The sequence below is a fragment of the Nocardia wallacei genome (assembly GCF_029869545.1).
Lineage (GTDB): Bacteria > Actinomycetota > Actinomycetes > Mycobacteriales > Mycobacteriaceae > Nocardia > Nocardia wallacei_A.
Window position 1 is genome coordinate 8,321 of record NZ_JARWQD010000323.1, and the last position, 23,795, is coordinate 32,115.

At 71.7% G+C, this 23,795-nt stretch carries 1 protein-coding gene (cut by a window edge); it reads right to left on the minus strand.

Going from position 1 to position 23,795, the window contains the following annotated elements:
* Positions 1 to 23,795 carry the 3' portion of a WXG100-like domain-containing protein gene (locus tag QH290_RS29765; RefSeq protein ID WP_280386501.1) on the minus strand. It continues 10,951 nt past the right edge of the window, so the window shows 23,795 of its 34,746 coding nt (coding positions 10,952-34,746); its start codon lies off the right edge, out of view — the gene reads right to left on this strand; its stop codon occupies positions 1 to 3.

Here is a 23,795-nt window from a genome sequence, read left to right on the forward strand (position 1 = left end):
TTATCGGAAGATCCCCTCTCGTCGCCGCGGATCGGACAGGATCTCGCTGATCATGCGCCCGAAGTCGCGGTCCTCGCCCGGGAACGGGTAGCGGGCGTCGACGACGGCCACGCCGCCCCGCCCGACCTGGAGCCAGGTCTGGACCGGATCGGTGCGGCCCCAATAGACGTCGACCGCGGGGTCGTCGAGGTCGACCACCTGACCGTCCGCCCACAGGTACAGGCGGCCGTCGCGGCGGTAGAACACCACGGCATGCCGACCCAGCCTCCCGTACACACCGCCCACCGGACCGGTCACGATCGACAGCCATTGCACGGCACCGGTATCCGGATCGAACATGGCCGGACCACCCCTGCCGTCCGCCGACTGCAACACGATCCGCCCATCACCCGGCCGTACTCCGGCATCCCACCGCCGGTCGGCACCGCCCGGCACCCCCGCCCCCGCGGGCGGCACCGGCGGCATCAGCACCGGGGGCACCTGCTGTTGCCCACCCGGCGCCACCGCACCGTCTCCCACCTGCGACTCGGTCCCCGGCGGATACGACTGCCACTCCCCCGGCGCACCATCCGACGGCTCCGCCGCCCGATCATCCACCTGCGCGAACCCATCCGGCCCTGCGGGATACGACTGCGGCACCTGCTCGGCCAGCCCAGGACCATTCGGCCACGGCGGCCCCGAGTCGGGTGCCGAATACGGATAGCTCGGCGGCACAACCTCATTCGAGAATCCCGATGGTTCCTGGCCTGACCACGGAGAACCATCCGGACCCGGCCCTGCGGGGCGCAAGCCTGAGAGCGGCTGTGGCACATCCTCGGTCGGCACGGCACCGTTCTGTGGGGGTGCCGCGTCGTGTGGTGCAGTCTGCGGATAGCCGGGTGGCGCAACGTCGTTCGGGAGGGATACGCGATCCTCCGGCGGCACGCCGTCGTGCGGAGGGGGCGACTGGCTTGGCGGCGCCGGTGGCCGGTGAATTGGCGGAGAACCGTCCGGCGCTGCGGGCGGAGACGGGTTTCCCGGTGGCAGCAAACTCTCAGGAGGTAGCTGTGGCGTAGCGCCGGGCTGCATCGGACCGCTCGATGGCGGAACGTTCCACGGCGGCGGAACGGGTGTCCCCGGCGGAGGCGGCCACGGAAGATTCGGTGGTACAGGCACCTGTGGCGGCTCCGGCCACCGCGGCGACTCCGGAGGAGTCGGGGGCAGCGCCGGATTCGATGCACGCGGTGGCTGTGGGCCCTGGGGTTGCGGATCGGCCGGTGGCTGGGGATGGGGCGTTCCCGGGTTGCCCTGTTCGGGATTCGACGACGGTTGTGGGGCGGACGAACTCAGCCATTCCGATACGTCTACGTCGGGGGCGCGGAGGTTCAGGGGTTTCAGGTTTCCGTCGGGGAGGTCGACGTCGAAGAAGTGGGGTGGGTGCGGGATCCGTGACATCACGTACGGCGCAGGGCTTTCCGGGGCATCCGGTGTGGGCGCGCCCGCCTCGGGGCCGCGATCCCCGTCGTCGGGCCCGTCCGGCGGCCCGTCGCCCGTCTCCCCGGGACCGTTCGGCCCGTCGTCTCCGGCGCGCGATCCGCTGAAACCATCGTCGTCGCCCGACGGGCGCCACCGCACCCGCATGGCCGACGACGAACCGGCTCCAGCTTGATCGGCCCCTGCGAGGTCGGTTCCATCGCGAGCGGCCTCGACAACATCGGCTTCGGCGCGATCGGTTTCGGTGGGGGGCTGGGGGGTGCCGGGTTCGCCTGGTCGGTTGGGGGTGGATGTGGGGGTGATGGCTTCGGCGGTGCGGCTGAAAAGGACTGTTACGGCGGTGTTTTCGCCCAGGGGGCCGCGTAGTTCGCTGAAACTCACGTCGGTGAAACCGAATTCGGCGACGATGCGGCCGGTGAAGGTGTTGCGGGCGGCGTCCTCCGGGGTCAACAGCAGTTCCTGCATGCCCGCGTTGAAGGAATCGAGGTTGTCCTGTAGGACGCCGCCCGCATGCCAGCCGTCCTCCAGGTGGAGTACGCGGTCGCCGAGTTCGCGCAGCGCCTCGCGCAGCATCGTTGCGCCGTTGGGGGTCTCGGGCCCCACCCGGACCTCGCCGCGCAGGATGCCCGCGCTGTCCACCCACAGGTACACGCCGTGGTCGTCGTCACCGCCGTACCGATGGACGTAGGAGACCCCCATACCGGTATCGGTCACGATCGGTCCCGAGTCCGCACCCGAGACCGGAGTCCGGCCCGGATCCGCACCGGCGTCCGCCGCGCGCTGGAGTTCGTCGGTCCGCGACAGTGCCTGGGCCAGTTCGTCTTCCAGGCGCGCCACGGACTCCCGGGCCCGCAGGTACTCGCGGGCCGCGGCCTCCAGCGCACGGCCGCGCTCGCGCCACAGGTCGGGCTGACCGGGTGCGGGCGCCTGCCGGGTCCGTGCCACCAGATCGTCGACCCATCCGATGACGTGCTCCTCGTCGGTCAGCCCGGCACGTGGATCGTCGGTGAAGTACTGCGCCGCGCCATCGAGCCGAACCTCGGCCTCCCGCAACCGGTTCCGCTCCTCGTCCAGGAGCTCACGCAACTCCTCGACCTCGAGCAACGCCCGCGCGAGCGCCGCCTCGTGGTCGCGCGCCGCCCGCCGCCGCGTCTCGTCCGTCTGCGGCGGTGCCTGTTCACCCGGCTCGCGACCCTCCTCGACGCGCGGGGCCCCCTCTCCCCGCCGAGCCCTTGATTCACCCTGCGGCACCGATGATTCGCCTTCGCGAGCCTGCTCGTCCGGACCCCGGCCGCCCGCACCGGTACCCGATTCCTGATGCGGCACAGGCGATTCCAACCCATGCGCACGCGAGCCGCGCGCAGTCCCACCATCCGCACGAGATCCCGAATCCGGCGCGGCCGACCCCAACTCCGGGGCGCGCGCGTCCGGGTCGGGCCGCCCGTCGCCTCCCCCGGTGGTGCGTTCCAGTGCCTGCTCCAGGCTTTCGAGGTGCTCGTCGGCCTCGGCGTACTCGCGGACCGCATGTTCGAGTGCGTCGACGCACGCCTGCCCGGCCGCATCCGGCTGCCGCTCGCGCAGCGTTTCGAACCAGTGCTCGCCACCCATCCTGTGCCCGAGCAGCGCCTCCAGCACGTCGACGTGCAACGGATCGGCCGCCGCGTCCAGCGCGGCCGACGCCTCCCGCCAGCGCTGTTGTGCCGCAGGCAATTCGAGCTCGTAGCGATCCCGGGGCAGGAAGTCAGCCAGCTCGTGCTGCCCCTGGTACAGCGCCGATCGCCGCACGTCGCGTTCGACGCGGGCGAGGTGGGCGTCGGCCTCCTCGCATTCGACGAGCGCGCGGGCGAGCGCATCGACCCGCTCCCGGCCCGCGGCCTCGGCATGCCGCCCCCGCAGGTCGTCCAGCCATTGGTCACGATCCGAGGATCGGTGCGCGGCCCGCGCATCCTCCGGGCCGACGCCCAACTCCCGGGCGAGCCCGGCCAGCACGTCCGACGCCCGGTCCGCGCATTCCTGTGCCCGCGGCAGCGCCAGCAGATCCGCCAGGTAGGAGTTGTATTCCAGGTCCCGGCGCCAGCCGGTCATCGGCGGCCGGGCGGCGTCCCAGTGGTAGCCCGCGGCGATGGCGTGCGCGTTGGCGTCGTACCAGGTCTTCCCCGACCGCCGGTTCTCCGGAGCGCGTTCGTACTCCGATTCGGCCAGCGCATCGTGCAGCAGCACGAGATCCTGCTGCAGCGGATGCCGCAGCCGATCGATCACCTTGTCCGGCAACGGTTCCACGCTCAGCAGCCGTTGGAACGCCTCGGCCACGTCACACACCTGACTCATCCGCCGCCACACGAAGCGCCCGGCCGCATCCGCGTGATCGCGGACCAGATGCTTGTCGAACATCAGGTGGTCGATGATCTGCTGGACCTGCGCGCGGGTGAATTTCGGCGGCGGCAGCTCGTCCGCGCCGGTCATGTAGTCCTCGCGCAGCGGCGGCGCCGACGGGTCGTCGACCAGCGCCTGCGCCACCCGATTGATCGCCTCGTCGGTGATGCGCCCGTTCTCCTGCAGCGCCAGCAGTTGCAGCCGGATGTCGTAGACGGCGTCCCGGCAGGCCTTGCGGTCGGTGGTGGCGAATGCCTTGGCCACCGTGCGCAGATCCTTGTCGGAGGAACGGTGGATGTATTTGCCGATGTAGCGCTCGAGCCGCTGCGCCGCATCGGGACGGGTGAGCTCCAGCGGGACCTCGTCGATCAGGTCCACCTTGACCCGCCGCACCACCTCACGCGCGGCCAGCACCTGTTCGTTGCGGCGATGCTGCGCCAGCCCCTCGAGGATCCGGTCGGCCAGTCGCGGGTCGGCGCGGAACCGTTCGTACTGCCGGTCGGTCCACGACAGCAGCCGCCACTGGTCGGCGATCGCGTCCCCGTCGGCGAAGTCGTTGCGCACGTGCGGAATCAGGTCCGACACGATCGCGTCGAGGTCCGCATCCGCGATCCGCCCGTCGTCCTGCAGGCGCAGCAGACGCTGCTGGACATCGGCGACGATCCCGCGGATCTCGGCGTGGTCGTCGGTGCGGAAGGCCTCGGCCAGCTGCCGCGCGGCCGAGTCGACGAACCGATCGACCCGATCGAGCTGCGCGGGCAGATCGTCGCGGGTCGGGTCGATCCGCGACAGCCCGTCCACCAGTTCCCCGCGGATACGGTCCACGACCCGCTCGGCGCACCGCACCCGCTGGTCGTCGCGGAACCGATCCAGCCCCGCCGCGGTCCGATCGATGAGCCGCTGGGTGGCCTCGGGCAGCTCGGCGCGCTGCGGATCGAGCGAATGCTCGGCCGGGTCCCGCCGCGGGAACATCGGCTGCTTCTCGTACTGGGACTTCAGATGCCATTCGACCGCGGACCACACCGTCGAGAACGGTGGAATCTTCTTCAGCCACGGCCGGGCCTCGAGGTAGTCGCCGATCTCCGGATGCCGCTGGATCCATGCCTCGACCCGCGGATCCTGCAGCGCGCTCAGCAGAATGCGGACGGCGCGCTGGGTCGAGTTGAACTCGCTGCCGACGTCGAGGCTGTAGATCGCCTCCTCCGGGATATTGCCCGTGAAGAAGTAGCCTTCGACGCTCATGGCGTTGAACGGCAGCAGGTCCTTCGGGATCATCCCCGGCGGGATATCCGCGAACGGCAGGGCCAGCGTGTTGATGTAGTGGACCAGGCCGCCCCACCAGTCGGGATTGCCCGGATCGTAGATGTCGGGCGTGTTCTCGTCCCGGTTGGTGCGCCAGAAGGGGCGGGTGGGGTCGACGTAGCGCCAGTTGCCCGGTTCGCCCCAGCGAATGATCCTGGTCCCGAGTTCGCCGCGAATCCAGCCGCGGTCGTGGACCTCGACCGTCGGGCTGGTCGGCAGCGGCACACAGCGCACCGCGCCCGGATCGCCGATCAGCTGCCGGTATTCGATCACCGGCTGCCGCGTCATGGTATGGGCGACAGCCTGATTGGTGTGGATGGCCTCGGTCAGAGTCGCATCGAAATCGGCCCACGGCTGGTCGAAGTCGGCGCGCGGGCCGAGCACGATGATCGTGGGCGGTTCTCCGTCGGCGATGGCGCACCGGTCGGTCACCATCCGGGCGCCCTCGGCCACGAGGAGGTCGGCCCACGCTCCGGCGACCCGTCCGGTCTCGTCGGTCAGCCGAGCCATGGCGTTGTCGACCCGGATCACATCGTGTGCGGCCGTGCGCAGGTCCCTGATCCAGCGCTTCGTCCGGGCGCGGACGTCCTCGTCCTGGCGATTGACGATCTTCTGGCACCGCATCAACTCCCGGTTCAGGTCCTCGGGAGTGGGCCCGAGCCGACGGCGGTCGACCGGAACGCCGTGTGCCCTCAACCGCTGGCACAGGTCCTCCATCATCGACCGGCGGGCCTTGTTGTAGGTGTCGCGGAACAGTTCGCCGCGTTCGGCCTGCAGCCGCGTGATCTCGCGGGTCGCCTCGGGCGACAGCGGGCGTCCGCTGCCCACACCGGCCCGCTCGAGCTCCGTCAGTCGCGCCTCGATATCGCGCACGGCCTTGTCGACGCTGTTGAACTCCTCCACCGCCTCGACGAGCTTGCGGATCGCCCGGCGCCGCAGCGCGACCTCCGCGGGCGGCATCTGCACATGCACGACCCGCTCCGGGGTGTCGAGGGTGCCGGGTATCCGGATGGTCCGGGCCTGGGTCGTCTCGAACAGCTGGAGGATCCTGCGCTCGAGGGCCTCACCGGTCAGCCCCGCCGCATCCCGCAGTTCGGCACGCTCATCTCGCTTGGCGCGCAGGAACTCTCGCTCGCGCGTCAGTTCGTGCCACCGCTCGACCAGCCGCTCGTGCTCGGCCTGCGGCGATTCGTCCTGCCGCACCGCGATGATCTCGCCCTCGACCCACGCGAGGTAGTCGTCGGCGCCGTCGAGCCGGTTGCACACCTGGATCAGTTCGACGACATGTTCCAGTTCGTCGTGGTCCTGCACGCCGTGGCGTTCGCGCACCTCGCGCAGGGTATCGCCCAGGCGGTCGGGGTGCAGTGCCGCCCAGCCGTCGTCCGGTGACACCTCGAGCAGCCCGGCCAGCGCATTGCGCCGCCGCACCAGGACCTCGCGCTCCCGGATCGCCTCCTGCCGCCGCTGATTGAGCTCCTCGAGGCGGGCACGAACCTCGGCGTCGACCGTCTCGGGGCGGGGTGCGCCGGGCTGCGACGGTTCGGAGGGGCGCAGGTCGTAGACGGTGGCGCGGCCCTCGCCGTCCACTCGCACCTGCCGATAGACGACCTCGGAACCGTACTCCGCCAAGGCGTTTCGCAGCTCCGGATCGGCGGCCAGCAGGCCCTCGGGGTCGGGTGCGATCAGCAGCGCGCGGGGTGGGTCGCCGGGCAGGCGGCACGCCAGGCCGTGCCCGGGCAGCGGGGTGCCCTGCGCGTCGGCGAGCAGGTCGAGGGCGACCTCGCGGGCCGCCGCGTCGCGCAGCCGCGCCTGTTCCAGCATGGCGTCGCCGTGTTCCCAGAGCTTGTCGGCCACGGCCCGGACCCGCTCGTCGTCCTCGGCGGTGAGACCCCGGGCGCGCAGGTCGTCCTGGGCTCGGCGCAGCACGCGGTCCAGTTCGCCGGCGCCGGGCGCGTCCTCGGGCCGCACGCCCAGCGGCCGCGCCGATTCGGCGGCCTCCGCGAGCAGGCGATCACACACCGCCCCCTGCTCGGCGACCCGAGCGAGGGCGGCATTGAATTCCGCGATGCGCAGCGTCGGCGTGTAGGGGTTTCCGCCCACCACTTCCAGCCGTAGCGCCGGGCTCGCGCTGTCCTCGGACGAATCGTCCTCGGAACCGGCGGATTTCGGCGCCGTCGGCGGCTCGCTCCCGTCGCCACTATCCGCGCGGTCGGACGGACCACCCTCTACCCCGGGAGCTTTCGGCGGCGTCCGGGGTTTGCCCGCGCCATCGCCATCTGTACCGTCGGATGGGCCATCCTCCGCACCAGAGACTTTCGGCGGCGTCCGGGGTTTGCTCACGTTGCCACTATCGCCACTGTCGGTCGTATCATCCTCGGCCCCTGAGGATTTCGGCGGGTTGCTTCCGCCTGCGGCGGGTTCGCCGTCGCGGGCGCCTCGGGAGCCAGACTCGGATTCGATTGTGCTGGAATCGGATTCGCCGGGCTCGGGCGAACGTTTGGCGCCGCCGCCCGAGCTCGGCGTATCCGGGTGCGGGGGCGAGACGGGCTGCGGCGGATCGTCCGGCGGGTCCTCCCGGTGCACAGTGACCCGGCCGTCCTCGTCGACGCTGATCCGCAGCACGACGATCCGGTCGCGGCCGGGCCCGGCGATCTCGCCGATCATCGGGTCCAGCTCGATGGCCCGGTCCAGGGGCTCGCGCGGGTCGCCCGATTCGCCCCACACCGCGACGGCCACCCGGCGCGGGGCTCCCTCGATGAGTCCGACCCGGGGCTCGCCGACCAGGACGTGCGCGCCCGCCTCGACCAGCGCGTCGTGCTCGATGGAGCTGGCCAGGTGCTCGCCCGCCCCGGCCAGCGCCGTCGCGGCCTCGTCCAATTCCTGTGCCGCGCGCCGCTGTTCGGCCGCGGCGTCCTCCAGTTCGGCGAAGGCCCGGTGCCGCTGCTCGGCGTGCGGACCGGCGGGCATCGTCTGGTTGCGGAGCCGATCGAGCAGGTCGGCGAGCCGCCGCGGATCCGTCACCGCGTCCCAGGTCGGCGCCTCCTGCCCGGCGGGCTCACCGCGCTGGCGTGCCTCGCGCTCGACCTGCTCCACGCGGTCCATCGCGGCCCGCAGGCGCTGCTCGGCCTCGGTATGCGCCCACGCCGCCTCCAGCAGCTGCGCCCGCCGGTCCTGCACCAGGGACCGCCGGTGTTCGGCGAGCAGTTCGGACAGCTCGCGCAGGCCCTCGGCGCGCTCGCGGACCTCGGCGCGCAGCTCGGAGTGCACCTGCTTCAGCTGCTCCGCGGACGGGCGCTCGTGTTCCTCGATCACCCCGTCGCGGAAGGCGTCGTACACGGCGACGTACTTCTCCACCAGCGCCTGCAGTTCGTCGCGCAGTTCCTCGTCGACCTCCGCGCGCCGCTCCGGTGTCAGATCGCGATGCTCCTCACCGGTGCCCGCGCGGAACCTGTCGTAGGCATCCACCTTGGCGGCCAGATCGCCGATGTCCAGGCCCATGATCCGGGCCCAGTCCTGGTTCACGCCGTCCTTGGTGGCGACACCGGTCTTGCCGTCCAGCCGACCCACGAATTCGACGAGATCGCCGATCACTTCGCGCAGATGCGCGATGGCGGAATCGTCGCGGATCGGATGCTCGGCCCGCACCGACAGGCCCGAATCCTCCGGCCGGACCCGCTGTTGCGGCTCCGCCTCCAGGATCGCCCGGGCGAACTCGGTGAGGCGGTCGACCACCTGCTGCGGCGGACGGTCGCCGCCACGCAGCAGCTTGTGCAGCTTGCGCTTCAGCTTGCGCGTGCCGATGCTGCGCGGATCCTGGCGGCGCCGGTGTTCGCCGTCGTAGCGGTGGCCGTACAGATCCTTCGGCTTCAGGCCGAGCGGTTCCGCCAGCCGCCCGCGCGCGACGATCACGGCGCCGCGGTCACCGTGCCGCAGCTCGTAGAAACAGTCGGTCAGCCTGTCGATCAACGCATTTCGTTGCGGCTTGCTCAGCTTCGGATCGGTGAGCACCCGAACGATCCGCTCGGGAGTCAGCTCACGGGTCCCCGCCAGCTCGGCGAGTGCGGCACGCAGGTCGGTGAACGCGGTCTCGCTGCGCATCGGCGACCCGCCGCCCACCAGGCGCGGATCGGCGCTCAGATCGCCCTTCCACACCTTCTCGGTCGGGTCCAGGCGCAGCAGCTCGGCCGCGAATTCCGCCAGGTCGGCCCGCAGCCGCTCGGACCGCGGCACCAGCACCCCGTCGACCTCCGCCGAGCGGTACACGATATCGGCGATGGCCCGCGCCAGCCGCTGCGCGTCGATCCCGTCGGGATCGCGCACCACCTTGCCCTGATCCTCGTCGTATTTCAGTGGGGCGAGCGCGTTTTCGTCGTGGTCGCGGCCCAAGAGCTTGCGGGCCAGGCGATCCCGCGCGGCATCGACGGCGTCGGCGTCCACCTTGCGCGCCTGCGTCGCGTAGTCGGCCAGCGCCTTGACCGCCCGGTTGCGGTCGGTCGCGCTCAGCTCGGGATCACACAGCACCCGGGCCAGAGCGTCGGCATCCAGTTCGGCCGCGGGGATTCCCAGGCGTCGGGCGAGCGCGCCGCGCGCCAGCCCGATGTCGTTGAACTCCTCGATCGCGCTCGCGCTGCGCACATAGTCGACCAGGGCCTCGATCTGCGCCGCCCGCACGGCATTGTGCAGCCGCTCGGTCTCGACCAGGCTCGTTCCGCGGGTCAGCAGCGCCTCCGGGTCCAGGCCCAGCCGCTCGGCCAGCGCCCGCACCTGCTGCTCTACCTCCGCCCGCGGGCGTGGCTCGGAATCCGGCGGGGCCGGTAGGGCCGAATCCGGCTCGGGCGGTTCGGGTTCGGTGGTGCGAGGCTGCACCGGGCGCCATGGGCCGTCGCCCTCGCGCACCAGTAGCGCCTGCACGGGACGTCCGTCGATCTCGCCCTCGAAGTACCGTGCCTGCGGCGCGTCGACCTTGCCGATCCGCACCGCGCCATCGGAGTCCACCCACCCGATCCGGTAGTCGGGCACGAGATCTCCGCGGTTGAGCGCGGCGGCCTGGTCGGGGTGTCGCGTCAGCGCGCGGGCCAGCGCCTCGTCGTGATTCAGCTCCGCGTCGAGGACGACCAGGCGACTCGGATCGCCGTCGACGAGCCACACCCCCGGGTCGAGCAGGCGTCCGCCCTGGCCGTGCTGCAGCCATTCGGTGGCGGCCAGCTCGATCAGCGCCGTACCCGTCTCGCGGTAGCGGTCGTCGGCGGCGCGGTACTCCTGCGCCAGCGCCCGCATTCGCTCCAGCGCCTGCTTGCGCGCCTCGGTGCCCTCGCGCAGCGCCTGCACCGTCTCCACCAGCCGCACCGGATCCCGCGAGACATCGTCGGGGAACAGATCCTCCCAGGTCGCGAGCTGATCGCGAATCTGCTCGCGCCGCAACGCCTTTTCGAACAGCAGCCGCAGGCCGCCCTGCTTGGGTCGGCCGTCCTCGTCGAACAGCTCGAACCAGCGCGGCGGCGGCGTGGCGGTCTTGTTGTTGACGCCGAGCCATCGGAGCAGGAAGGGATCGCCGTGCTCCGCGCGCACCAGCTCCTGCAGCAGGCGGCCCAGCGGATCGTCTGCGTGCGAGTTGATTTCGCGGCTGTAGGGGATCAACGCGTCCTCGGCGTTGTACCACCGCAGCGCGTCGAGCAGCCCCTCGACGGCCGCGCCCCGGCGGCAGATCTGATATTCGAGGTGGTCGATCGCGCGCCGCACCGACTCGTGGGTCAGATCCGGCAGGTCCACGCCGTAGCCGCGCGCGAGGTCGACGATCGCCTCGGCGGCCGCGGCCCGCTGCTGTTCCAACTCGTCGATATCGCTCAGCCACTCCCGCAGCGCATCGGCTTCCTCGGTGCCCGGGCGGTACTGCTCGCCGGACTCCGGACGCGCGAAATGCTCTGGCGGCGTGGGTCCTTCGGGACGCGGCGGCGCGGGCGGTTGCTCGTCGGCAGCGCGGCGGCCCCACCGCTGGGCCTGGTCATAGCTGAGGTCGACCTGCCGGGCCAGCCGGGGGTCGGCCTGCTCGTGCCAGGGCTCGTACACGGTGCCGTCGGGGCGGCGCGCGGGCGGCAGCTCGCTCTCGTGATGGCGTCCGAGGAAGAAGTCGCCGATTCGCTCGCGGTTCTTGAAGAAGGTCAGCACCTCGACGGTCAGGCCGATGGGCAGCTTCTTCACCAGTTCGGAGGCGCCGTGCAGGCCGCCGAGATAGTCACCGACGTCGTAGCCGTGGCCCTGGTGCTGGGCGGGCGGGTGCGCGGTGCAGGGCGCCGGGGCGGGCGAATCCGGCTGCTGGACAGCCGAACCCGAACCGGACGGCGCCGCCGGGGTCTCCTGCACGCGCGGCGAGCGGACGAACTCCCACATGCGGCGCAGCAGCGACTTCTTCGCCTCGGGCGCCTCCGCCTGTGGTTCCGGAGATTCGGCCGGATGCGTCCGTTCGTCCGGGCCCACGCACCAACCGTCGTCGCCGTCGGGCTCGGCGCGCAGCAGCACCCGGTCGGATCCGATCTCGAGGACGAGATGGTGCGAGCCGTCCGGCGGCCGCTCGCGCGGCGCGGTCAGGACGCCGAGATCGGCGAGATCGACGGCCTCGCGCAGGGTTTCGGCGCGCAGCTCGGCCAGGGTCCGGGCGGCGGCAGCCGGGGTGGCCAGGCGGTGTGGATCGACGCCGAGGGCTCGGGCCCAGTCGTCGCGGCTCGCCTCGATATCGGCGCGTTGCCGGGGGTCGTCGGCCGCCTCCAGCCTGGCGACGTGCTCGGCCAGGACCTCGATGGCACCGGCCCGCAACGCATTTCGGTAGCGGTACCACTGCAGGATGCTGTCGCGGTCGGCACCGGTCAGATCGTCTTCGCTCAGGCCGAAGCGGCGCAGCAGTTCGGCGCGCAGCTCGTTCTCGAGCAGCAGGCGTGGTTCCCCGGCGTCCGGGCGCAGCGGGCCTCCCCCGAGTTCGGGGCGCTGGGCGGTCTCGGATTCCGACGGCAGCGGCCGTGCCGGATCGCCGGGCCGATCCGGGCCCGCACTCGGCAGCGCGGCTCGGGCGGGTCCGGAACCGACCTGCGGCAACAGGTTCGGGTCGGCCTCGTGCAGCCAGTACCGCTCGCCGGTGTAGGTCCCGTCGTCGTCGCGCCTGCCGTATGCCTCGTCGATATCCCGCCGGGCCATATCCTCCGGATACCGCATGGCCTGCGGCTGTTCGCCGGGCATATCGCCGAGGAAGCCACGCGCCCTGGCGATTTCGGCGAGTTCCTGCAGGGCGGCCAGCGGGTCCGGGTGCCCTGTCAGCGCCTCGTCCAGGCGCAGCGCGCGAACCAGTTCGTGTGCGTACCGGCTGGCGGATTCCGAACGCGACTCCGGCGGGGCATCGTCGCGATGCTCGGCCGCCAGCGCCTTCAGGAACTTGCGCACCGGGTCGAGCGGACGGCGATCATGCGCAGCCGAATCCTCCCCGCCCACACCGCGTTCCGGCACCGCGAGCGCGAGGCCCTCACCATGAACCCCGTCACCGCGCACATACTCCGAATGACCGCGCAGCCACTCGGCAAGTTCGCTGTTGCGCCGCGCGGACCACTCCGCCTGCTCGGCCAACTGCCCCTTCAACCAACTCCCAGGATCCGCATCGGCCTCGGCCCGCGCCGCCGCGGCCCGTTCCTGCGACTCCCACGCCACCCGCTCGGCCCGAGCCAACTGCTCCCGCGCTACTTGGCGCCCAACGCTTTCCGCGTCGCGCGCACCCGGCTCAACTGTCCGAGACTGCTCGGCCCGGACACCCGGTTCGGGTGCTCGGGGTTGCTCGGCCCGTACACCCGGCTCAGCTCCCTCGGACTGATCAACCCGGGCACCAGACTCAGCTGCCCCGGACTGATCAACCCGAGCACCAGACTCAGCTGCCCAGGGCCGCTCGTCCGTTGCGTCCGATTCGAGCGCCTGGGAGCGTGCGGCGCTCCTGCCGTGCTCTTGTGGCCGGTCGGTCGTGCGCTGCAGCCACTCGTCGAGTTCGGTGTGCTGGGTCGCGGACCACTCCGCCTGTTCGGCCAGTTGCTGCTTGTACCAGTTTCCGGGGTCGGCATCGGCCTCGGCGGCACGCTCCCGCGCCTCGCGCGCCGTGCGTTCCGCGGGCGTTTCAGCGCCGTCGCGCGCCTGCTCGGCTCGCGCCTCGTGCGCCTCCCGATCCGGGCCGCCGTCGCGCGCCCGCTCGAGCCGCGCCTCGTGGTCTGAACTGCTGTCGCGTGCCTTCGCGGCAGCGGCCTCGTGCGCCTCCGGGTCCGAATCGCCGTCGCGGGCTTGGCCCACGGTCTCGCGGCGGGAGGCGGCCAGGTCTGCCCGGGCCTCCTGGGCCAGGTGGCGGCGGGTGGTTTCGGCGACTCGGTCGACAGGGCGGCCGGTGCTGTCGAACAGGATGGCCTCGGTGCTGCGGACTCCGCGGGACAGGCGGGACAGGTCAGCGTGTTCCTCACCGGCGGCGATGTCGCGGACGGCGATTCGGCCGTCGCGCTCGTGTACGAGCAGATATGCGTGGCCGCCCACGCCGTGGCGATCGGTGGGGCCCGCGTACATGTCGACCACGAGCGCGGCCGATCCGGGCCCCAGCTCGCGCAGCTGCGCCGCGATCGCCTCGTGGTCGGTGAATTCGCGCAGCCACCCGCCCGCGTCGGCGATCAGCTCGCCGCGGGTCATGCCCTCCGGGCCGATGATCCGATCCGGCAGTCGAATCCCCGATTCGGGGCCGAACATCGCCAGCAGCTCGCGCAGCGTCAACTCGCCGCAGCGGCCACGATTCAGCTCGTCGAGCAGAGCCCGCGCATCGAGGGTCCGCAGCCCATCGATCCGACTATCGCCCACATCGTCCGAATCTCCAAGCCCCGCAGCACGTTCGGCCTCGCGGCGCGCCTCCCACGCAGGACCAAACGCCGCAGCACGCTCCGCCTCGCGGCGCGCCTCCCAGGCGGGATCGGGGGCGCGGAGCTTGGCCGAGCGGCCATCCGCGGGGCGTGATCCGTCGCCGGGGTCGGGGCGTGGCGGGCGCGGCGGATCGTCGTCGCGGACCTTCGCGTGCGCGTCGTCCCACGCCCGGCGGTAGAAGTCGGTGTGCGAGACATCGTGGGGCGCATGGTCTTTCACCTGTTGACGCAGCGCGTCCAGGGCGGCGTCGTTGGCGATGCGGTCCAGCACCGGCGCGAGTTCGGCGGGGATCGGGCGGTCGGCCAGCCCGGCATTGCGCCGTGCCTGGGCCCGTGCCTCGTAGAAGGTGTCGGTGTACTCGCGGGTGCCGACCGGTTCCGGAACGTCGTGCCCCGCATTCCGCAGTTGCAGCGCCGCAACGATTTCCATCGCGTGCGCGCGCGTCTCCTCGGCGAGCATGCGGTCGACGTAGGCGTCGCGGTCCAGCATCATCAGGTCGCGCGCCACGCCGCGGACGGCGCGATCGCGGGCGGTCTCGACGTGGATCGCGTGGTGCACCAGCGCCGCCATGTGCTCGGCATCGGACATCCCGACATCCAGCACCAGCCGGTTGCGGTACGGCTGATACCCCTGGGCCGCCGGATCCGCGGTGTGGACGATCTCCACGCCGCGCAGCATGCCGGTGGCCCACTCACCCACGGGAGTCCGCGCCAGCGCCTCGTGAACGCCGCGCAGCCGCTGCGCCGACGCCGAACCCGCCATATCCACGGGGAACGTGCCCGGCGGCCGGGTGACCGGATCACCCAGGTCCGCAACGACATCCAGGTGGATGCGGCCGATCCCGTCCACCTCCACGGCAAGGTAGTCCACGTGTTCGGGGCCGAGGTAATCCACCTCGTCCGCGATCTCCTCGCGCAGGAGCAGTTCGTGGTGATCGCCGCGGGCGGCGGGAATCACCAGCCGCTCGGGCGGTCCCGGCAGCCACACCGCGCGGTCGTCCACCAGCTCCGCGTCCGGATCTTCGCGCAGCCTCGCCTCGAGGACGTCGCGCACCGCGAGGGAATTCACCGCATCGTTGGCGACATACAGTCGGGAGCGCCGGTTCTCGAAATCGACGCGCTGGTCGACCAGTTCACGCAGCTCGTGCTGGACGCGGCGGAGTTCGGCGCGGCGCTCGGGTGGGGTGGCCGGATCGGCAAGTTCGGTGTCGCACTCGGCAATCCGCTGCGCCACCTCCTGGCGCAGCGCCCGATGATCCTGCACGGTATCCAGACCGTGCCGCTCCGCCCTACCGTTTATCTCCTGGTCGAGCGCCTGCAACTTCAGGCTGTCGGCATGCCGGTGCAGCGCCTCCACGCGCAGCCGCTCGGCGACCGCGGGATCGGCGGGCCGATACGCCGCACCGTGCCCGGCGGCCTCGGCATCGTCCGTCGGTGCCGAATCCCCTTCGGAGGCTTCGGGATGCGCGTCCTGCCAGATCTCGGCCGCGAGCTGCAGGTAGGTCTTGCCCTCCAGGTCGGGGTAGAACTCGACGATATTGCGGACGGCCCGCTCCGCCTCGGCCTCGGCCTGGGCGCGCACCTGCTCCGGGCTCAGGTCCGGATCTTCGCTCAGGTAGTCGAGGGCGCGCTCGTATCTATCGCTGTATGCCACAGCGACATCGGCGGGCACGGTCTGCGCGTCGTAGCCGAGCGCCTGTAGCTCGCGTGCCAGCTTCGCCTCGCGGACAAAGCATTCGACCTCTTCGGCGAGCATGGCGTCGATGAATTCGCCTTCCCGCATGGTCTCGATCCGGTCGTCCACCAGCGCCGTCCGCCCCTCGAGGAAGTGCTCGGCGTGCACGATCTCGTGGGCCAGCGCCAGCGCCTGCGCCAGGTGATCACGCCCGGCGGTGTAGACGGTGGCGGTCAGGTCACCGGCGGTGAATTCACCGTGCAGGCCCGCCTCGGTCGCCGCCTCCAGCCGGTCGCGGATCATCCCGTTGTCGAGCACGCGCAGGATGTCGCGGCCGGTCTCGGTCTGCGACAACAGGTCTCGCAGCTGCTCGGGCACCGGGTCCCACGTGCGCCCGATGCGGGGCTCGGCCCGGCCCGGGGCGGGCTCGGGCGGGCGAGAGCCGTCGTCGCCGTCGGCATGCGGGCGCGCCGAGTCGGGCTCGGGCGGGCGGGAGCCGTCGTCGCTGTCGGTGTGTACGCGCGCCGGACCGGCCACGGGCGCTTCGGCATTTGTATCTCGCCACGGCGTGCCGTAGTCGAGGGCCGCCTCACTGTGCGACGCACCGCGCGGGTCCGGTGCGGGGGCCGTCCATTCGAGGGCAGGGCCGGGAAGCCTGGGCTCGGTCACCGGCCGGAGCGTCGAAACCTCCACACTGCCGGACAGTTTCGGCAGGCGATCGGCACCGCGCGGTACATCCGGTTGCGCGGCTCGGGCCGGTGACTCCACGATCCGGGGAGCGATATCCGCGGCCGGTCCCGACTCCTCGGGACGCGCATGCGCCTCGAATTCGCCGAGACGCCGCATCATCTGGTCGTGCCACTGCGCGCGCCCGCGGGCCTCGAACTCCGGGCGCAGCGCCTGCAGCGCGTCCCGGATCGGCGTGAGCCGCGCACCCGGAATGTCGTGGTCCACCACCTCGACGCCACCATCCGGCCGGACACGCAAGAACGCTTCCTCGAGCGTGCCGACGGCATCCCGCGTGAATCCGTCGGAGTCGAAGGCCCCGGGGTTGAGCGTTGCGATGATCTGCCCGTCCGGATCCAGCACCCAGCGTTCGGATTTCGGGCCACCGACCAGGCCGCCGTGCAGTCCGAGCCGGTGCGACATGAGGTAGTCGCCGGACAGATCGGACTCCGAGATGGGCAGCAGCCGCTCCAGGAACACCCGGTTGCCCTCCCCGAAGGCGTCCGAAATGTCCTCGCTGAACGCGTGTCCCGCCCGCGCCGCCAGCACGGCGGCATCGACGTCGCGCGCGTCGTGCAGTGTCACCCGGATCAGTTCGGTGCCATCGTGATAGGTGACCAGCTCCACCTGCTCGACACCCGGCATCGCACGGTGCACACCGGGCGGCGGCTCGGCCGCATCGGCGGCGAGCAGCGTCACCGTTCGCTCACCGGAGTCCAGCGCGTCGGTGACCCGGGCGGCGAAGGGCTCCGCGGAAAGCCCGTGTGCCACTTGCGCATCGAACATCGCCGTTACATCCGTGCGGCCCGACAGCAGGGCATCGAGGCTCAGCGTGTGCTCGTTGTTCGCCTCGCTCCACGAGCGGCCGTACGTGTCCGCGTACGTATCACCGTGCGGGGCATGCTGTTCTACCTCCGCGCGCAGGGCCGCCAGACCGGCCGCACGCCCGATACCGGCGTGCTCCCGCTGCGGGACACCCCGGCCGGTCGCGTCGCGAATCGCCTCCCGTACGGCGTCGCGGTACGCGGCCTCGCCCGGCAGTTCCGCGATCTCCAGCCCGGCCTCGCGCAGCTGCTGCACCGCATCGATTTCCGCCGCATGCGCCCGCACTTCCTCGTCGATCATCAGGTCGACGTAGTCCGAGCGCGAGGTGGTCAGCCGCTCCCGGGAGCCGCCCGGCGTCTCCCGCGCGGCGGCCGCCTCGATATGGACCGTGTGATGGATCAGCGCCACAACGGTTTCGGCGTCGGTCAGACCCGCGTCGAGGACCAGGCGGCGGGCCGCCGGGCGGTACCCCTGCTCGGCAGGATCCGCGGTGTGCACGATCTCGACACCGGTCAGCGCCCGGTCGAGGCGCTCGCCGATCGGCAAGGGCCGCCACCGATCCCGAATGCGCGCCATGCGCTCGCGGCTCGCCGCTCCGGCCACATCCCGCAGGTCCACCGCCGCCCGGGGTCGTGCCGGATCCGGTTCGGCGATATCGGTCCGGTGGACGTTGCCTTCGCTGTCGACCTGGACGTTCACGTACTCGACACGGTCCGCTCCCAGCCGCGCCACCTGTTCGGCGATCGCGGGCCGCGCCAGCACCCGCTGATGCTCCCCCGGGATCGCCGGAACGATAAGCCGCTCCGGCGATCCCGGAATCAGCACCGCCTGTTCGCCGAGCACGATGGCACCCGGGTGGTCGCGCACGGCGGCCGCCACCAGGTCGGTGATCGCGAGGTCGTGCACCGCCTGCCGTCCGGCCTCGGATCGCGCGTCGACGTTGTGCCACCGGTCCGCCAGCTCGTTCAGCCGGTGCTGTTCGCGCCGCAACGCGGCCGCCTGTTCCGGCGTGACCGACGAATCGGCGAGCCGCACATCCAATTCGGCGACCTTCGCGGCGATCTGCGCCGAGACCTCCGGGGCGTCGGGATCGAAGCGGACGGTCGCCGCGTCGGGGCTCTGCAGGAACTCGTGGGCGAACTCCTCCGACTCGAGGATGGCGCGATGCCAGCGCATCGCCTCCAGGCGAAGCCGTTCGGCGGGCCGCGAAAGCGGTTGCGCGGGTTCCGGGTTCCACAGCGCGGCGGTCTCGCGGGCGCTCGTCCAGGCATTGTCGTAATAGTCGTGATAGTTGAATCCGTCCGCGTTCCTGACGAATTCGCGGAAGCGGGCGGCCACCCGCAGCGCGACCTCCTCGGCCCGGGCGTGCACCTGCTCCCGCGACAGCTCCGGATCGGCACTGAGCCGGACCACCTCGATCCGGTAGCGCTCGGTGAATTTCGCCTCGAATTCGATGGCGCGCACGTCGTATCCGAGCGCGCGCAGCTCCCGGGCGAACCGCATCTCGTGCACGAAGCAGGCGATCTCCTCGTCCACCGCGGCCCGGATGTACGCCTCGCGCGACATGCGCAGCGGGTCGTGTTTGCGGCCGTCCACGAAATGCGCGGCGTGCACCAGCTCGTGCACCATGGTCAGCGCCTGCTGCACATGCCCGGAGTCGGCGGTGAAGACGACGGCGGCCAGGTCGCGATGCCCGAACCGACCGGCGACGCCGCTCTCGGCGCCGGTGAACTCGTATTCGAACCGCTGCCGCACGGGCAGCAGCTCCGCCAGTTCGAGTATCCGGCGTCCGGATGCGGTCTGGCGCACCAGCTCTCGCACCTGGTCCGGAACGGCATCCAGCGAACGCCCGACACCCGACCACTGCGGCGTGCCCAGCGCCTCGGCGGCATCGCGGGCCAGGCGGTCGCGCGTCACCTCGTCGACCCGATCGACCGGGTTTCCGTCCGGATCGAACAGGATCGCCTCGGGCCGCCCGTCACGCGGCAGCAGCGACAGCTCCTCGTGCTGCATACGCAGCGACGGATCCTGCACGACGATCCGGCCGTCACCCTCGTTCACCAGCAGGTAGGCGTGCCCACCGACACCGTAGCGGTCGCTCGGCCCGCGGTGGGTGTCGACCACCAGCGCGGCGGAGCCGTCGCCCAGCACCCGCAGCCGGTCCACGATCGCCTGGTGGCTGTGGAACTCGTGCATCCGCCCACCGGCGGCGGCCACCAGCTCACCGCGGGACATGCCCTCCAGGCCGACCGTGCGCCCCGGCAGCCGAATGCCGGTGCCGTCGCCGAACATTCGCAGCAGTTCGCGCAGCGACAGCTCCCCGCAGCGACCGCGCGTCGGGTCATCGATCGGAGTCAGTTCCTCGGCACCGCGCGGCGCGGCATGGGGACGGGCGTGCGCCTCGATCTCCGCGAGCCGGTCCATCACCAGGTCGTGCCAGTCCTCGCGGCCGAACCGCGCGAACTCCGGGCGCAGCTTCGCGACCCGCTCGCGATAGGCCGCGACATCCGACCGGAGCATGTCGTTGCCGATGAATTCGACCCGGCCGTCGGGGCGGACGCGGAGGAACCGCTCGGCGAACCGGCTGACATTGTCGGGCGTGAGCGTCCGGTTCTCGAACGCGGTGTGGTGACTGCTCCAGCTCACCGCGCCGTCCGAGTCGGCCACCAGCCGCTGCCGTTCCGGACCGGCCACCCCCGTCAGGACGTCGTGCAGGCCCAGACCGGCGAAGCCGAATCCCTCCCGGGACAACTCGATTCGCAGTGCGCCGCTCGGCGGCTCCAGGAATACCGTGGTGTCCTCGACGTGCGCCCGCGGCAACTGGACACCGAGTGCCCGGCCCAGCACCGACGACAGCGCCTCCGCCTGCGCGTCCCGAGAGGAGAAGTACGTCTTGCGCACCAGCTCCAGGCCGTTCTTGTAGACGACGTGCTCGCCGCGCGCGAGGGCGGGCACAGCGGACCGTCCGGACAGCGGCCGCGCCGACTGCTCACCGATGCGCTGCGCGGAGATCACGCGGTCGCCGAACGACTGGATGCCGTGCACGGCGTCCCAGGCCGCGCCGTAAGTGTCGCGGTACGACTCGCCGTGCGGCGCATAGGATTCGATCTCCGGGCGCAGCGCGGCGAGCGCGGCGTCGTTGGCGCGCCGATCCAGTTCCGCCATCGCCGCGGGCGGCACCGGGCGGCCCTGCTGCTCGATCAGGGATTCGCGCGTGGCGACATAGGCGTCGAGGTAGGCGCGCATGCCCACGGGCTCCGGGATATCGAAGCCCGCCGCCCGAAGTTGCAGCACCGCAACGATTTCCATCGCGTGCGCGCGGGTCTCCTCGCCGATCATCCGGTTGATGTAGGACTCGCGCTGCAGCGTCAGCCGCTCGTGCAGGGCCCCGGGTGTCACTCGTCCACGCGCCAGATCCACGTGAATCGCGTGGTGCACCAGGCCGGCCATGTGCTGTCCGTCGGGTTTCCCGACGTCGAGCACGATCTGCTTCAGCGACGGCTTGAAGCCCTCGTTCGCCGGGTCGGCGGTATGCACGATCTCGACGTCGCGCAGCACCCGCAGCGCCCATTCGCCGACGCGGGTCTGTGCCAGCCCGGCGCGAATGACGTCCATCCGCTGCCGGGTCGCGGTGCCGACGAGGTCCGCGGGCGAAAGGTGCGGCGGCGCCGCCGAATTCTGCAGCCGCGGCTCGGGCCACATCGTGACCCCGCCCTGGTTGTCGACCCGCACCGCCCGGAACTCGACCTCGTCGGCGGCCCGATGCACCTCCACGATCCGGCGATCGGTCAGCGCCGCGCGCTGCTCGATCGGCGCGCCCAGCACGATCAGCTTCCTGGGCGATCCGGCGGTCAGCAGCGCATTGCCGGAGATGCGTTGCGCGCCAGGGTTTTCCCGCAGCAGCCGGGTCGTCAGATCGGCCACGGCGATGTCGTGCATCGCCTTCACCCGATCCCATCGCGCCCGGACCTCGTAGGCGTCGTAGGCGTCGGTCAGATCCGACAGCTCCCGCAGCCGGTGCTGTTCGCGCCGCACCTCGACGGCCCGGTCCGCACCGGCGGCGGGAAGCTCCGCGTCCAGCCGGGACAGCTCGCGTACCAACTGTGCCCGCAGTTCGGCCGTGGTCCCCCAGGTCAGGCCGCGCTCGGTCGCGCGCGCCCAGAGCTGCTCGGCCAGCGCCTGCACCCGCGCCGTGTCGTGCTGCTGATGCAGCACCGTCCTGCGTATCGCATGCCAGGCATCCCGCGACAGCGCCTCGTACCGGGGCGGCGGGGCGGGGGCCCGCGGCCCGGGCTGGTGCCGGGCGGCCTGGGCGTCGGCCTCCGCCCGCATCTTGTCCCAGCCCTCGCCGTAATACCGGCCGTAGGAACTGCCGTTCGCCCACTTGAACGTGCGAACCTGCAGGCTGGCCGTCTCGAAAGCCGACTGCCGGGCCAGCGCGTGCGCCCGGTCCGGGGCGAAGTTGCCGAACTGCGCCAGCGCCTGCCGATACGCGTCCCGATAGACGATCTCGGTGTCCCGCAGCGGGATGTGATAGCCGCGGGCACGCAACTCGTCGGCCAGTTCCGCCCCGCGCAGGATGGCATCGGTCTCCTCGGCCACCCGGGCGCGGATGTAGTCCTCGCGCCGCATCGACAGCGGATCGGCGATATTGCGGCCCGCCGCGAAGTATTCGGCGTGCACGATCTCGTGCACCATCGTCACAGCCTGCTGCAGGTGCTCGCGACCGGAGGTGTAGACCGTCAGTTCCCTTATGCCAGGATGGAACTCGCCGCCGCGGGAGCCGTCCTCCGGTATCGCCGCGAAGTGCTCGCGCACCGGTAGCCGCTCCAGCGATTCGAGCGCCTTCCGGCCGGACACGGTGCTGCGCAACAACTCTCGCACCTGATCCGGCACGCCGTCCAGGGCGCGGCCGACGCCCTCCCACTCCGGATGCCCGAGCCGTTCGCCCGCCTCCCGCCGCATGTGGTCGCGCGTCGCATCGTCGATCCGGTCGATCGGGCGGCCGTCGCGATCGAACAGGATCGCCTCCGTGCTGCGCACTCCGCGCGACAGCCGCGACAGGTCCGTGGGATCGGTCCGGGCCGACGGATCGCGCAGCACGATGCGGTCGCCCTCGTTCACCATGAGGTAGGCGTGGCCGCCCACACCGTGCCGGTCCATGGGGCCGTGGTACATGTCCACGATCAGCGCGGCGGCGCCATCGCCCAACTGCCGCAACCGGTCCGCGACGGCTCCGTGATCGGCGAATCCGTGCAGCCGCCCACCCGCGGCCGCCTCCAGTTCGCCCCGCGCCATGCCCTCGAACCCGACGAGCCGCTCCGGCAACCGGATACCCGACCGCTCGCCGAATCGCCGCAACAGCTCGCCCAGCGACAACTCACCGCAGCGGCCGCGAACATCGTTGTCGCGCACGGCCGAATCGACGGGCCGGGGTGCCGGGACGGGTTCCACCGGCGGCCGCGGCACGGCCCGATCCAGCGCGCCGTCCCGGGCCGTCGGCTCGGCCGGTTTGCCGAGGGCGTGCTCAGGGGCACCGAGCGCCGTGTTCCACGCTGCATCACGCGCCCAAATCGCGTGTCCCACAGCCGATTCCGGCAACACCGCCCGGCCCGCCCCGGATACCTTCCGAAAGACCAGGGGCGGCAACGCGGCACCCGGATCCTGCGGTCCGCCATCCCGACGACGGATCGGCCGAGTCGGCATATCCCCGAGATCACCGCGCTCGGTCCGCAACCTCCGAGTCGGCGAATCCGCCACCCCGCCATCGGTTTCCGGACCGCGCACCGCCGAACCGTCGGGCCACAACCCACGAGTCGGCGTATCCTCCAGCCCGCCATCGGTTTCCGGACCACGCACCACCGAACCATCAGGCCGCAGCCTTCGAGTCGGCGTATCCTCCAGCCCGGCATCGGTTTCCGGGCCGCGCAATGCCGAACCGTCGGGCTGTGGGCGCGGGCCGCGGCGCAGGACCGGGCCGGTCGGGGTGTCCTCCTCGAGTGGGTCGGGCTGACGCACGCCGCGGGCCTCGTCGGAGGCCAGGCCGTAGGCGTCGCGGTAGCTGCCGCCGGGTGGCCGATGCGCCTCGACCTCCGGGCGCAGGGCCGCCAGCGCGGCCGCGGTCGCGATGCGCTCCAGCTCCGCCCGCTCCCGCACGGGTATCTCGCGGGCGGCGCCGTAGCCGCGGTGGCCCATCTCCCCGGCCAGCGCCCGATGGAACGCCTCGGCGTACGCGCGGGCGCCGACCGGCTCCGGCACATCGTGCCCGGCGGCCCGAAGCTGGTGCACCGCAATGATTTCCATCGCGTGCGCGCGCGTCTCCTCGTAGAGCGCACGATCGATGAATTCGGCGCGGGCGATACTCGACTGCACCAGCGGGGTCAGCCGTTCGAGCCGCCCGAACGGTGTCTCCTGGCCCCGCGCCACCTGCGCGTGAATCGCATGGTGCACGAGCGCGGCCAGATGCTCGCCGTCGGACAGCCCGATATCGAGCACCAACC